Origin of the sequence: Planifilum fulgidum (genome assembly GCF_900113175.1) — a bacterium.
GTDB classification, from domain to species: domain Bacteria; phylum Bacillota; class Bacilli; order Thermoactinomycetales; family DSM-44946; genus Planifilum; species Planifilum fulgidum.
On record NZ_FOOK01000001.1, the window covers coordinates 21,577 to 34,551 of the forward strand.

The window sequence follows — 12,975 nt, forward strand, 5'->3', positions numbered from 1 at the left end:
AAGCGTTATATAATCGCCGGCCGCACTTCCACGGGAATCCCGCGCGGGGCCCAGACGTGGATCTCAGCCTCCATTTTCCCCGCCGCGATCCATCCCAGTCCGGGGATGACAAGGTCCCGCTTCTCGCCCTCGGCCAGCCGGAACTCGTGCCGCTCCATCTCCGGCAGATCCGCGGTCCCCGACGGAGGCGAAAGCAGCTCCCCCCGGTGACGGGCGTACACCTCATCGGCCTTCTCCCACTTGGTCCGGTGAACGTACAGGTCGTTGGAAATGTAACAGACGAAGGGCTGCCTCGGCCCCTTCACGAAGTCGAAGCGAACCAGACCGCCGAAAAACAGGGTTTGCCGGTCGTTCAGCTGGTACACCCGCGGATGGATCTCCCGGCGGGGAACGATCACCCGCAGGTCCTCCGGCGACACCCATTCGCTCAGCCGGTCCCGGCGGACAATGCCGGGGGTGTCGATCAAGGCCCGTCCATCCTCCAGCGGGATGCGGATCACATCGAGGGTGGTGCCCGGGTAGGGAGAGGTGGTGATTTCGCCTCCCTCCCCTCCCTCTTCCCGCAGAATGCGGTTGATCAAGGTGGATTTGCCCACATTGGTGGTCCCCACCACATAGGCGTCCCGCCCCCGGCGATGCTTCTCGATGGCGGCGATCACCTCGTCGATATGAAGCCCCTTGGCCGCGCTGCACAGGACGACTCCCACCGGACGAAGGCCCAGATTTTCCGCCGATCGGCGGACCCATTCCGTCAGGCGGCCCCGTTTGACCGACTTCGGGAACAGGTCGATCTTGTTTGCGACCAACAGGATATCGTTTTGGACCAAGTGGCGTTGGATGCCGGGAATCCAACTGCCGGCGAAATCGAACAGATCGGTCACCCAGACGACCAGGCTGTCCGTCTGCCCGATCCGCTGAAGCAGCCGCAGGTAGGCGTCGGGATCCTGCTCCACCCGCGCCACCTCATTGTAATGGCGGATGCGGAAACAGCGCCTGCAAACGGGATTTTCCCGTTCCAGCGCGGCTTCCGGCACGTATCCCGGCCGTGCGGGATCCTCCGTCTGAAGAAGGGCTCCGCACCCTTCACACCGGGTACCCTCCGTCATCGGCGGTCCTCCCCCTCCAACAGCCCCCGTTTGCGCATGAAATGAAAAACCAGCCGCTCCATGCGGCGGTTGATTCTCGTCCAAAATCCCTCCACATGGGAGACGGGAGCCACGAGAATCGTGTACAGTCCCAACCGGTTTCCTCCCAGCACATCGGTAAACAGCTGATCCCCGATCATCGCCGTCTCCTCCGGGCGGCTCCCCATGCGCCGCATCGCCTCGATAAACGCTCTGGAGAGGGGCTTCTTCGCCCGGTGAATGTACGGCACCCCCAGGGGTTTGGCGAACCGGGAAACCCGGGTCCGATTGTTGTTGGAAACGATCATGACGCGAAACCCCATCTTCTGAAGCTGGTCCAGCCAGTTGACCAACCGGGGAGTGGCATCCGGGCGGGTCGACTCCACCAGCGTGTTGTCCAGATCGAAGATGGCCGCCTTGATCCCGCGCCGCTGAAGTTTCTCAAAATCGATCTCATAGATGGATGCAGCAAAATGCTTCGGTATGATTGCTTTCAGCACGGGTCCACCTCTGCGAAAAAAGTCCGTTCCGTTATCGGCAATAACTATACCACATCCTCAGACCCGCATGCAAAAGAATCCAGCAAAATTCGGGGATCTTAAGCCACAATACATCAACGGGCCGCCCGCCCCTTATCCGGTCCGGCTGACGGTTGGCGCATCGCCCCAAGGAAACCGGGAAATCCCCGGAGCCGCTCCAAAATTACTTCGCAAAAAAATCGGACGAATCATTCCCCTGTCCGTGATATCTATAAATTACATCCCAGATATCGGAGGAATGCGGTGATGAAACTGTACCTGGCCGTCTATGAATGGGAGCGGCGGATCTGCCTGGCGTCCGACGGGAAAACAGTGTACTCGGCGGGATTTGATCCCGATCGGGTCTTATCCCGTCTGCAGAAGCTTTTTCCCCACTTTCGGATCGAGTGGGATCCGGCCAAATCGGCAACGATCCTTCGACAATTGGAGGAATATCTTCAGGGAAAACGAAAAGTTTGCGATGTCCCCGTCCATTTGCGGGGAACCCGGTTTCAGCTCCGGGTGTGGAACGAAATCCGAAAGATTCCCTACGGTCAAACCGAAACCTATGGAAGCATTGCCAAAGCTCTGGGGGATCTCCGCCTTTCCCGGGCTGTGGGCGGGGCGGTCGGAACCAATCCCGTTCCCTTGATCATCCCTTGCCACCGCGTCGTCGGCGCAAGGGGGGGCTGGGAGGTTACTTGGGCGGTCCGGCCGCAGAAAAGCGGCTGCTGGAACTGGAGGGGGGACTGGACCCCTGTGAAACGATCCATCGGCTGGTCCCCAGGCCAAGAAGAGGAAAACCGCTCATTTAAATAAGGAGGGTTGTAAGTGAAGATTGGGCCGGACTCCCTGTGGAAGGCGGTCATCCGATGCGACGAGCGTTATGACGGCTTCTTTTACTACGCGGTGAAGACAACGGGGATTTTCTGCCGCCCCTCCTGCCGATCCAAGACGCCCAAACGGGAAAACGTGGAGTTCTTTTTCAGCCGGGAAGAGGCGCTTCGAAAGGGATACAAACCCTGCAAACGGTGTCGTCCCGATTTGCAAACATCCACCTACGCCCCCAACCGGGAATGGATTCAGGAAGTGAAAAAGCTTCTGGAAACCGAATTCGACAGGCCCTGGACCCTCCAAAGTCTGTCCAAACGGATCGGGATCAGTCCGCACCATCTGCAGCGACTCTTCAAAAAAGAAACCGGCGTCAGCCCCAAGCGCTTCCTCGAACGAATTCGCGTGCAACAGGCGAAACGCTTGCTTTTAAGCGGAAACCAAAACGTCACGGACATCTGTTACACGGTCGGTTTCAGCAATCCCTCTCGGTTTTATAAGATTTTCCGCGAGGTGGCGGGTTGTTCTCCATTGGAGTTTAAGCGCAGGAAAAAGGAAGGAGGTTCTTCCGAGTCCATTTCACCGAGGGATGCCGGGTAACGCCGGTTTGCCCTTTTCTTCTCAGTCAAACCATTCCTTCATCAAATGGATCGCATAATTCTTCGCCTGGGAAAAAGTGATGACCGCCGGCATGAAAGGCTCGTTGGGGTCGACCAGAATCAACAGGACCTTTGCTGAACAAACAAAAAAGGCGGGCAAATCCGCCTCATACCGGTAACCTTCATTTTTCCGAAGCGGAACCATGGCAGGTGCCCAATCCCGACAAATCCCCGCTCTTGTTTTTCTCCCCGAGGGACGGTTTGCGAAAGAGACTGGCGAAACTGTATACCAGGACGGCTCCGACAAACACGGCGGTCAACAACACGTAATACCCGATCATTTCCATGGAGTCGTCCACCCCTCCCGGCAGAATTCCGTTTCCAGGCCCGTATTTCTAATTATTTATTTCCCTTTTTTCATAACCGTTAGCATATAGTTTTAGCACAAAATGCATCGACGAAAAAAGACCTTCTAAAAGGGGTTGAAGGAATGCCCCATCGGGAAATCGCCGGATGGGCAAATGCTTTTTGGGGCGGGAATTCAAGGCATTGGACACACCGGATGACGGCTGGAAAAAGGCCGGGCGGATGCCCGGCCTATGCACCTGCGCTCCCTGAAAAAGGCCCGCAAGGACGTGTCGCTGCACGACCCCATCGGCACCCACAAAGAGGGAAATGAAATCACGCTGATCGATATCCTCGGCACGGACCGGGACGAGGTGGTCGAAACGAATATACAACCACCTGCACATCCTCGATCCGCGGGAACAGGAAGTGATCCGAAACCGCTTCGGACTGGACGGAGGCAAGGAAAAAAACCAGTGGGAAATCGCACGGGAACAGGGCATCTCCCTCTCCTACGTATCGCGGATTGAAAAACGGGCGTTGATCAAGCTTTTTCACGAATTTTACCGGGTGGGACGAAAAAGCCAATAGAACGTTCAAAGCACAGGCACAACCGGTACAGGGCACTGAGTTGCCCTTTTTTGATGTCTCTCCACTCGGAAGAAAAAGCCTCCCTATACTTTTCATCGCATGATATATTCAGAATAAAATGTAAAGTAATCAAAGTTAAAAAGCATCCCGTCGCTGCACGTCTCCCGTCACCCTTTATGTGCAAACCTGCCCGGGTTCACAAAGTCAGTCTCTAAAACTTGATGCACAAAAAGGAGGACCAAAGACATGAACGGTACAGGAATATTGAACGGTTCTTTGGTCAAAAAATACGTGAACATTATTCTTCCCCTTTTCATCGGTTCCGTCTTGGCGTATCTCGACCGGCTCAACATCGCCTATGCCGCCTTGACGATGAACCAAGATCTTGGTTTTACCGCCAAGGTTTTCGGCATGGGCGCAGGCATTTTGTTCTGGGGTTACGTCTTGTTTGAGGTGCCGGGAACGCTGATCGCCCATAAATGGAGCCCGCGTAAATGGATTGCGCGAATCATGATTACCTGGGGTCTTTCGTGTGCGCTCATGGCTTTTATCCAAAACGAGATGCAGTTCTACATACTCCGCTTTTTGATCGGTGCCGCGGAAGCAAGTTTCTATCCCGTTTGCTATGCCGTCGTCATCCCTCGCTGGTTTAACGTAAGGGAACGGCCGACGGCCATTTCCATCATGTTGACTTCGCTGTTGGTATCAAATATTATCGGGTCTCCTTTGGCGGAAATGTTATTGGATTTGTCATGGATGGGGTTAAAAGGATGGCAAATGTTGTTTCTGATAGAGGGAGGAATCGCGTTCCTCTTCGGTTTCATCATCCCGTTCTGGCTGGCCGACTGGCCAAAAGATGTGCGTTGGTTGAGTGAAGATGAAAAGAAGGTCCTGGCTGAACAATATGAACGCGAAGATCAAATCAAAAGCTCCGCAAAAAACTATACGGTTTGGGAAGCCCTGCGGGATAAGGAAGTCCTTAAACTCTGCCTGATATACTTCATGTGGATTACCGGTTTTTGGGGTTTCGGGTTCTGGATGCCAACGATTTTGAAATCCGTTTCCGGCTGGTCCAATGCAAGTATTGGATGGCTCATCGTTATTCCGATGACGCTTGCCTTGATCGGCTTCATCGTGAACGGCATCTCCTCTTCCCGCACAGGGGAAAAGAGATGGCATGTGGCGCTCCCCATGTTTATTGGCGCCATCGGGATGGGATGGGGATCGGTTGTCACCCACCCGATATTGAGTTTCGTGCTGGTCTGCATCACTGCCATCGGTGTGTACGTGGGCATGGGGGTTTGGTGGACATATCCGACATCGTTCCTCTCGGGAGCCGCCGCGGCAGGTGCAGTAAGTCTGATCAACTCGGTGGGCAACTTGGGCGGATGGACCGGCCCTTATTTGGTCGGATTTCTAAAAGATCTAACCGGAACCTTCACTTGGGCCTATCTTTACCTGGCTTTCTCATTGGCGGCAGCAGGGCTTTTGATCCTTACCCTGCGGAAAAAACTGCCCACAGATCATATGGCAGTCCATTCTCCTGATGGTTCAGAGCCCAAGACAGGAACGGATCAACTGTAAGTAAGGCGCGAAGACCGGGCGTTATGCCCGGTCTCCGATCATCGTTTTATGGGACAATGACCACAACAGGCATCCACCGCGCCCGTACCCTTTCCCGCCTTTTGCCTGTGCAACTGCCGAGAGACCCTCGTCGCCAGCCAGAATAGTTCAACTTAAGCCTTTCCCTCTATTTTCATCTGTATTGCAAGCGTATCGTTTCAACGATATTATCATCGCGAAGCCGTGACAGCGAAAACCGCATAATGATCCACGTTACGGCAATTACACCGAGTGTACACTGTACTATCGGCAACCACGGGATCGCAAAATCCAACTCCACGGGGGACGAAAAGGCCCGATATAGCAAATACGACCCGAGCATCCCAAGAGGCACTCCGATGACGAGAGATTTGACCGAACACAGTATGCTTTCAAGGGTCAACATCCGCTTCAGTCCTGCCGGCGTCATGCCGACACTGCGCAAAGCCGCAAATTCCCGGGCGCGGAAGAGTACATTGGTGGATATGGTACTGATTACATTCGTCATCCCAATCAGTGTGAGCATGGTGATGAAACCATATATAAACACCAAGATCAAGCGGGTTATGTCACGCATTGCAAAAGGAACTTCTTCCCCGCTTTTCACATCGATATATTCCGAGCTTCCTTCAAATGCAATCGATTCATGCAATATCTTGGTTGCGTATCCTTTAAACCCCTCCGGATCGGCTGCATTCACAAACCATGTGTAGCGCGTCGCATCAAGCCGGGGAACAATCACCATTATATTGCCTACATAGGTAGCTGCAATCTCATTCGGAACATCACGAAGATCAAGTGCACCCTCTAAGGGCAGTTCGACCACGGAATGGTCCTTTTGATTGGTTAAGAGCAACGTCTTCGGATAGGATACAAAGGGTGTGAATACGGCTTTCCCGTCACCGTTATCGCCCGGTATTCGAACATAATTTACAAGGATGTTTGAGCCGGGCGAAACACCCGCGCGTTCGCACAACTCCGCATAATTCTCAGCGTCTATCGCATATAAGGTGATCGGGAACGAATATCCATCCCCGACAGGGACACCACCATTGGAGTCGAGAAACTCTTTCATTTTAGATGTCAGCATCTCTTTCGGAATCACTGTTTTGTACGAGTGATCTTCATCCCGCAAATTGTCGCCCACGCCGAACACGGTCGTGTTCGGATACTCGCGAAATTTCTGGGTTACTTCGTCCGCAAGAACGCTATTTAACGTATGGTATGTCTGTTCATCGCCATCATGACCAAGCGTTCCTTTCTCCGGTCTCAAAAATTCGCCCACCACATTGGCGTTATCTACGACCGGGTAAAACAAGCGCGTGGTCTCTTTATAGTGTTCGCCGAAATAGCCCGCGACAATAAACAGTATGATGCTCATGGTGAGCGACACAACCGTCGCCCGGAAATTTCTCCGGCTCCGTTTCAGGGACTTATAAGCAAGTGTACCTTCATAACCGAACAGCTTGCCAATGAGCCGTCCGCCACGGACATCCCTCGCCTTAATCTTAACTTCATCCGTTCCCCGTATGGCATCGATTGCGGCCATCTTTGCCGCCTTGCGAGCCGGAAGCCACGCCGACATCCATACGGTCACAAACGATAGCACCGCCGAAACAAGGATCGCCTGCCACGCAACAACAAAATCAAAGTTGACTTGGAACGTGTTTCTCTTATTCGCTGCTGCAAGGAGATGATCCATAATTTGTATGCCGACAAAATTCACGAGAAGTCCCAACGCGATTCCCAGGGGGATGCCGACAGTCGCCAGTATCAAACCTTCATGCGTGATAATCCCGGCAATTTGCTGTTTTGTCGCACCGACGCTTTTCAGTGCGCCGAACTGCTTGATACGCTCTCCGGCACTGACGCGGAAGGCGTTGGAGACAACGATAACGGTGGCGGCAATGATTACAGAACCGACAACAGCGCTTAAACCCAAAAGTAATTCATTATACATGGAGTTGTAATAATCACTCTCGCCCAGCAGTTCCTTAAACATCAAGTCGGCGCTGGACGCAAAACCGAAAACGGCGGTTAACATCGCCGTTGACAGCACGATTCCGGCAAGCGTCCAAAAGGCGCGGTTTCGGTTTGTTTTGATTTGGCTGTACGCCAATTTTGCGGTCAGCTTCATCGGCGCAACACCTCATCCCTGACGATTTGTCCATCGCTGATGGTGATAACCCGGTCGGCTTGGCGCGCGATTTTTTCATCATGAGTGATGACAAGCAAAGTTTGATTGTATTGCTGATTGGATCGCTTCAAAAGGTCGATAACCTCTCTGCTCGATTTGCTGTCAAGATTGCCCGTCGGTTCATCGGCGAGGATGAGCGCGGGATTGTTGATCAGCGCCCTGCCGACGGCTACCCGCTGCTGCTGTCCGCCGGAAAGCTCGTTCGGCAAGTGTTTTGCCCTGTCCGTCAGCCCGATTGTTTCAAGTATGGTCCGCAATTTGTCGGGATCCGGCTTGCGATTGTCCAATAGACACGGCAGCATGATATTTTCTTGCACAGTCAGAGTCGGAATGAGATTGTAGAACTGATAGATAATTCCTATTTTTCGGCGGCGAAAAATCGCCAGTTCGCTTTCATTCAGCTTGAATATTTCCACTCCATCAACTACGACGCTGCCGGACGTGGGACGGTCAACTCCACCGATTAAATGCATAAGGGTTGATTTGCCTGAGCCGGACGCACCCACGACCGCGACAAATTCCCCCTTCTCCACGCTGAAACTCACGCCGTTCAAAGCCATAACGGTTGTGTTGTCTTTGCCATACGTCTTTACCAGGTCTTTGACTTGTAAAATCGTCATTAGTTGACACTCCCCATTTTTTGTTATCAACATACCTTTCCAAGCTCGTTCCCGGTTGGCTCAATGGGTTACTGCCTCCTGGCGTTTATTCTGCTTCTCCGCATCGCCAAAGCAGGGAATATAACGCATGTTTTGGTTTACCGCTGTTGCGATTATGGCAAAGCAATCTGTATTTTTCCTGTAGACAACCTGTAGTTTCTCTGCATGCAAACAAAAAAACCGGCAGGAATCGTCCTGTCGGTCAAATCAATCAATGATGGGCGGTTGCATCCAGATTTACGAATTGTATTCTCTCTTATGCTGCTTAAGCCCGCGGCAAGTCCATCCAAAACAAAACACCGTCTGTGGTGTTTTCCAAAGCAAAAGCAATATCCATCGCTTCCAATGTTTTCTTGACAATGGTCAATCCCAAGCCACTCCGACCGCCTTTTCGGCTTCGCGCTTTATCCACGCGGTAGAACGGATCAAACAGCTTCGGCAAGATCTCATCGTCAATCCTCGCCCCTGTGTTCAAAATGCAAAGGCGATATTGATCAGCCGCAATTTCGCTCCATATCCGAATCTCTCCTCCTTCGGGCGTATTTTGCACCGCGTTCAATATGACGTTGGACAGCGCCTTCCGGAGCATTTTGGGATCGGCAAGACAGATTTGTCCGTCAGGAATGTCCGTCACGATGCGCTGGCCGTTTGCTTCGCACAAGGTCTGAAAGTCGGGCAGCATTTCGGCGACGGCATGCCGGATGTCCAGTTTCTCAGACATAAGCGAAATTTTCCCATCATTCAGACGTACAATCTCCATGATCTCTGAAATCGTTTTGCTCTGTGCATCCATCATCTTCAAGCATTCGCGCAGATATTTGGGGTGGTCTTTGTAATCGCCTATATTTTCAAGCATTCCTTCAAGCAAGACCCTTGTGGCCGAGATAGGCGTTTTTAATTCATGAGAAGCCGCCGAGAAGAAGTAGCGCTGGGTTTCCTCCAGCTCACGCACTTTCAAAATCTCATTCTCTAATTGGGAAATGGTCTCCTTCAGCTTGCTGTACATGGCATAAACGTCACGGGCTAAAGCGCCGAGTTCATCATTGCGCTCCGGCAGGGGCGGTACTTCTTCGAGATTGGTCATCTTATTCGTGGCATCCGCCAGATGTTTGATGGGTTTTGTCATCTGCCGAGCAAAGACCAACGCGCAAATGACGCAGACGACAAACATGGCGGACAACACTACAAGCGCTTCTGCAATCCACTTGTCATAATTCAACTCAAAAATGTCATTTTTCAGCGCATAAAGCAAATAGTCATTGTCCAGACGCAACATGATTGAGCTGCTGTATGGTGGTTCGCCGGTCTCAATGCCGGATGCGTGGGCTTCAGGTGTCGCGTAAACCACGTGTCCGTCTTTATCCTTGATGTAGAATTGCATGGATTGATTCTTTTCGTAGAACTGCCTCGCCACTTCGGTGATGTCATCTTCCCCCCGCGACTGAATGACAATGCCCTGATAGGTGTTGATAATTTCCTGTGAGCGAAGATGTGAGTAGTAGGTCATAATCCGAGCCAAAAACATGGTTACCGTCACACCAACCAACAAGATCGAAAATATGATTGTGTAAATGAATACCTTGACAAAGATTCCGCTTCTCTTCATTCCGTTTCTTCCTCCCACCGGTAACCTACACCGCGAATGGTCTTGATGGGATTGTTGGGCAGTTTCGCTCGCAGGTTTTTGATGTGGGTATGCACAATGCTCACATCACCATCAAAATCATAGCCCCACACTCGGGATAGGATCATTTCATGGGATAGTGTTCTGCCCCTGTTTTGCGCCAAAAGCAAAAGGATTTCATATTCTTTAAGCGTCAAGGGAAGCTCTTTGTCATCATAAACCGCCATGTAGTCTTCCGGAAAAAGCGTTAGCTTACCGCAACGAATCTCCTTTGCCAACGCACCGCTTCGCCGAAGAAGGGCTTCGACGCGTTTCAGCAGAATCTGAATTTTGAACGGCTTCGTCACATAATCATCCGCTTCCGAGTCAAACGCCTTGATTTGATTCTCGTCATCGGAAAGAGCGGTCAACATCAGAATAGGGATATTGCTCAACTTGCGGAACTCCCGCAAAAGCTCATGCCCGTTCATTCCCGGCAGCATGATGTCGAGAATGACCAGCTGATAGGTGTTTTCGTAAAACTTGGTGTACGCTTCGTCGCCGTCCAGGCAGGCATCCACCTTATATCCCGCCTCCGATAAAAAGGCCTTGACGGTGTTGCAGATATGCTCATCGTCCTCGACTAGCAAAATTCGAATCGTCATCCATTTCCCTCCGCCAAAAAGATAACAAAAAGGATAACACAGCAATCTGTATATTCCCTGAAGAGCTTCAGGGTTTTTATGTTCGGATTTCTCCCGCTGGCGAGCGGATTTTTCCGCGATTTTTGGATTCGACCATATACGGCTAAATCGTATCACACCGAGATTTTGCTTTCCTTGGAAAAGAATTGAAACAACTGGCATTGCTCTGCACTGCGTCAAAATGAATAAACCTCCCCAACACAATGGGGAGGTTTATCCGGATAGCCCGAAAGCATAGGTAACCTTTTGTTCCGTTGTGTCTGTTTCAATTCCTGATGACTACAACCAGCTTTATCAGAAACGCTGCACAACTTTCTCAGAGACTTCTGCGAATAAGCGATTTGGTTCACCGCACGAGCACAAACATCAGGCAATGAGGTGCCCCTGATTCAAGGATTTTGTTAACCTCTTTCGCAAGAAAGAGAGAAAGACATATGCGTTGGAAATTGCTTCATGACCCGGGTATGAACCGGCAAACAATCCCGTGTAGGGCTTTTTTATTTCCGCGGTAACCTTTCAGGCATCTGATGTTCCAACCGCCGGACGAACGCTTCCAGTTCCACCACCTGTCCGCCGTTCAGGCGGGATTCCTCCGCGGCAAAGGCCATCATGTGGCTGTGGAGCGACTCCCGGGCGGATGTGAGGCTCTCCGTCTTGTCGTGACGGCGCAAATCCCGTAAAAACTGGCGAATGATCCCTAAATCTCCTCCCCCGTGTTGAGCATTTGCTGCATTCACTCGAACTTCCATCCGGTTCTGTGTTACGAAGTCGTAGACGGTAAAACGCTGTTCAATGAGGTTTCCCCGAATCTCTCCCCGGGTGCCCATGATTTGCACCGTCCGGGTGTTGTCATGGGTGAAACCGCACATGCTGAAAACCGCCGTGGCGCCGCCTTCAAACTCCAGGCTGACCACCTGATGATCGACCACGTCGTTGTCGCTCCGGTAGACACACCGCCCATAGGGACCTCGCCGCAAGGCCTTCAGGATTCCCTCGTTCGTCAAATCCTCGGTGATCTTGGGAGCCCATTCCTCCCTGCCCTCTTCCAAATAAAAACGCGGTGCGCAATAGGGGCATTCGTGCTCCGCGGGACAGCCGTCCAGGCAGTAGTCCGGGGCGCCAGCCGGGGCATGCTCTTCCCTGAAATGCATCAGGGAACCGAAGGAACTGATTCGGAGGCAGGGAGCTCCCACAATCCACGCAAGAAGATCCATATCATGGCAGGATTTGGCCAGAATCATGGGGCTGGAGGTGTCCTTTCTTCTCCAATTGCCCCGAACAAAGCTGTGAGCCATATGATGGTAGTTGACGTTTTCGTTCAACTGGACGGAAACGACTTCCCCGATTTTTCCTTCATCGATCAACTCCTTGATCGCCGACCAAAAGGGAGTGTAACGCAATACGTGACAAATCGTGAGAAAGCGTCCCTTTTCCTTCGCTTTCCGGATCATCGCGATGCATTCCGCGGGATCGGGAGACATCGGCTTTTCCAACAAGACGTGATAGCCTTGTTCCAGCGCCCGAACCGTCGGCTGGTAGTGCATCCGGTCCTGGGTACAGATGATCGCGATATCCGCCATCCGGGGTTGTTTCAGCAGATCTTCCCAACGGGAAAAACATGCTCCATCTTCAAGGCCGTACATCTTCTGAAATTGTTCCCGCCGCTTCGGGTTGATCTCCGCAACGCCCACAATTTTCAGCTCATGAGGAAATTTCAAGGCATAGGGAGCATAGGCCCGCATCCCCCGGTCTCCCGCCCCGATGACCACCGCAGACAACGTTTTCATCGTCCCCATCTCCTTCACTTCCGGCCGCGATTTCAGTTTTTAAACAAAGTACCCATTTTTCTGTCGGCAAAAAATCTTTAGGCGCCTGAATTTCCCCGGAACCCCACCGAAAAATTTAGCATCAAAAACCGGGAAAACCCAGCATGGGCTTCCCGTTCCCCATAGACAGGCTTTCTCGAGGAATGGGCCGCCATCACCGCACAGATGACGCCGCATCAGGTTATGGAACAGATCGACGAACCCATGGAATGCCTCCCGGCGGATTCCCTTGATTTACGCCCCTCCACTTTCCCGTGTCTCCGAACACCTTCCGGGTCTCACCGATGGCGTTCGGAAATCCCACAAACCCGACCGGGGCTTGCGGCTTGGGCGGCTTGCCCCATTCCCGCAAGTGGGCCGAATCAATTGAAGCGGG

The 12,975-nt window shown here is 52.3% G+C and carries 12 protein-coding genes and 1 pseudogene; 4 read left to right on the plus strand and 9 right to left on the minus strand.

The features are described from left to right. Positions 1-5 precede the first annotated feature (5 nt). Positions 6-1,106, minus strand: coding sequence for a ribosome biogenesis GTPase YqeH (yqeH, locus tag BM063_RS00100; protein WP_092035294.1), 1,101 nt, complete (start codon positions 1,104-1,106; stop codon positions 6-8). Beyond that, positions 1,103-1,624 (minus strand): YqeG family HAD IIIA-type phosphatase, encoded by a 522-nt coding sequence (locus BM063_RS00105; protein ID WP_092035295.1) that lies wholly within the window; start codon positions 1,622-1,624, stop codon positions 1,103-1,105. Before BM063_RS00105 ends, yqeH begins: the two co-directional genes overlap by 4 nt. 285 nt (positions 1,625-1,909) lie before the next feature. Here BM063_RS00105 and BM063_RS00110 point away from each other — a divergent pair, with 285 nt between their 5' ends. Then, positions 1,910-2,461 (plus strand): methylated-DNA--[protein]-cysteine S-methyltransferase, encoded by a 552-nt coding sequence (locus BM063_RS00110; protein WP_092035296.1) that lies wholly within the window; start codon positions 1,910-1,912, stop codon positions 2,459-2,461. 12 nt (positions 2,462-2,473) lie between these two features. Continuing rightward, positions 2,474-3,073, plus strand: coding sequence for a bifunctional transcriptional activator/DNA repair enzyme AdaA (locus tag BM063_RS00115; RefSeq protein ID WP_092035297.1), 600 nt, complete (start codon positions 2,474-2,476; stop codon positions 3,071-3,073). Between the two features lie 21 nt (positions 3,074-3,094). On the opposite strand, the gene BM063_RS17460 is transcribed toward BM063_RS00115, so the two are convergent. Continuing rightward, a complete protein-coding gene (locus tag BM063_RS17460) occupies positions 3,095-3,277 on the minus strand; it encodes a hypothetical protein (RefSeq protein ID WP_092035298.1) in 183 nt (60 codons plus the stop codon). Beyond that, complete coding sequence (locus tag BM063_RS17465) at positions 3,255-3,419, minus strand: hypothetical protein (RefSeq protein ID WP_177198892.1); 165 nt, start codon at positions 3,417-3,419, stop codon at positions 3,255-3,257. The genes BM063_RS17460 and BM063_RS17465 overlap by 23 nt, the downstream gene beginning before the upstream one ends. Positions 3,420-3,671: 252 nt before the next feature. Between BM063_RS17465 and BM063_RS00125 the strand changes: the two are divergent. Together BM063_RS00125 and BM063_RS00130 are read left to right on the plus strand one after the other, a co-directional pair. Continuing rightward, positions 3,672-4,008: pseudogene (locus tag BM063_RS00125) on the plus strand (sigma factor-like helix-turn-helix DNA-binding protein); the annotation flags it as partial. Positions 4,009-4,254: 246 nt separating this feature from the next. Further along, complete coding sequence (locus tag BM063_RS00130) at positions 4,255-5,592, plus strand: MFS transporter (RefSeq protein WP_092035299.1); 1,338 nt, start codon at positions 4,255-4,257, stop codon at positions 5,590-5,592. A gap of 172 nt (positions 5,593-5,764) precedes the next feature. On the opposite strand, the gene BM063_RS00135 is transcribed toward BM063_RS00130, so the two are convergent. The 5 genes from BM063_RS00135 to BM063_RS00155 form a co-directional block, all read right to left on the minus strand. Continuing rightward, complete coding sequence (locus BM063_RS00135) at positions 5,765-7,747, minus strand: ABC transporter permease (protein WP_092035300.1); 1,983 nt, start codon at positions 7,745-7,747, stop codon at positions 5,765-5,767. Beyond that, positions 7,744-8,427, minus strand: coding sequence for an ABC transporter ATP-binding protein (locus tag BM063_RS00140; RefSeq protein ID WP_092035440.1), 684 nt, complete (start codon positions 8,425-8,427; stop codon positions 7,744-7,746). Before BM063_RS00140 ends, BM063_RS00135 begins: the two co-directional genes overlap by 4 nt. Positions 8,428-8,731: 304 nt before the next feature. After that, positions 8,732-10,072 carry a HAMP domain-containing sensor histidine kinase gene (locus BM063_RS00145; protein ID WP_092035301.1) on the minus strand — a complete coding sequence of 447 codons (1,341 nt, stop codon included), beginning with the start codon at positions 10,070-10,072 and terminating at the stop codon, positions 8,732-8,734. Further along, positions 10,069-10,734, minus strand: a complete 666-nt coding sequence (locus BM063_RS00150; protein WP_092035302.1) for a response regulator transcription factor — start codon at positions 10,732-10,734, stop codon at positions 10,069-10,071. Before BM063_RS00150 ends, BM063_RS00145 begins: the two co-directional genes overlap by 4 nt. Positions 10,735-11,270: 536 nt before the next feature. Beyond that, complete coding sequence (locus tag BM063_RS00155; protein WP_092035303.1) at positions 11,271-12,560, minus strand: Gfo/Idh/MocA family protein; 1,290 nt, start codon at positions 12,558-12,560, stop codon at positions 11,271-11,273. Positions 12,561-12,975 lie beyond the last annotated feature (415 nt).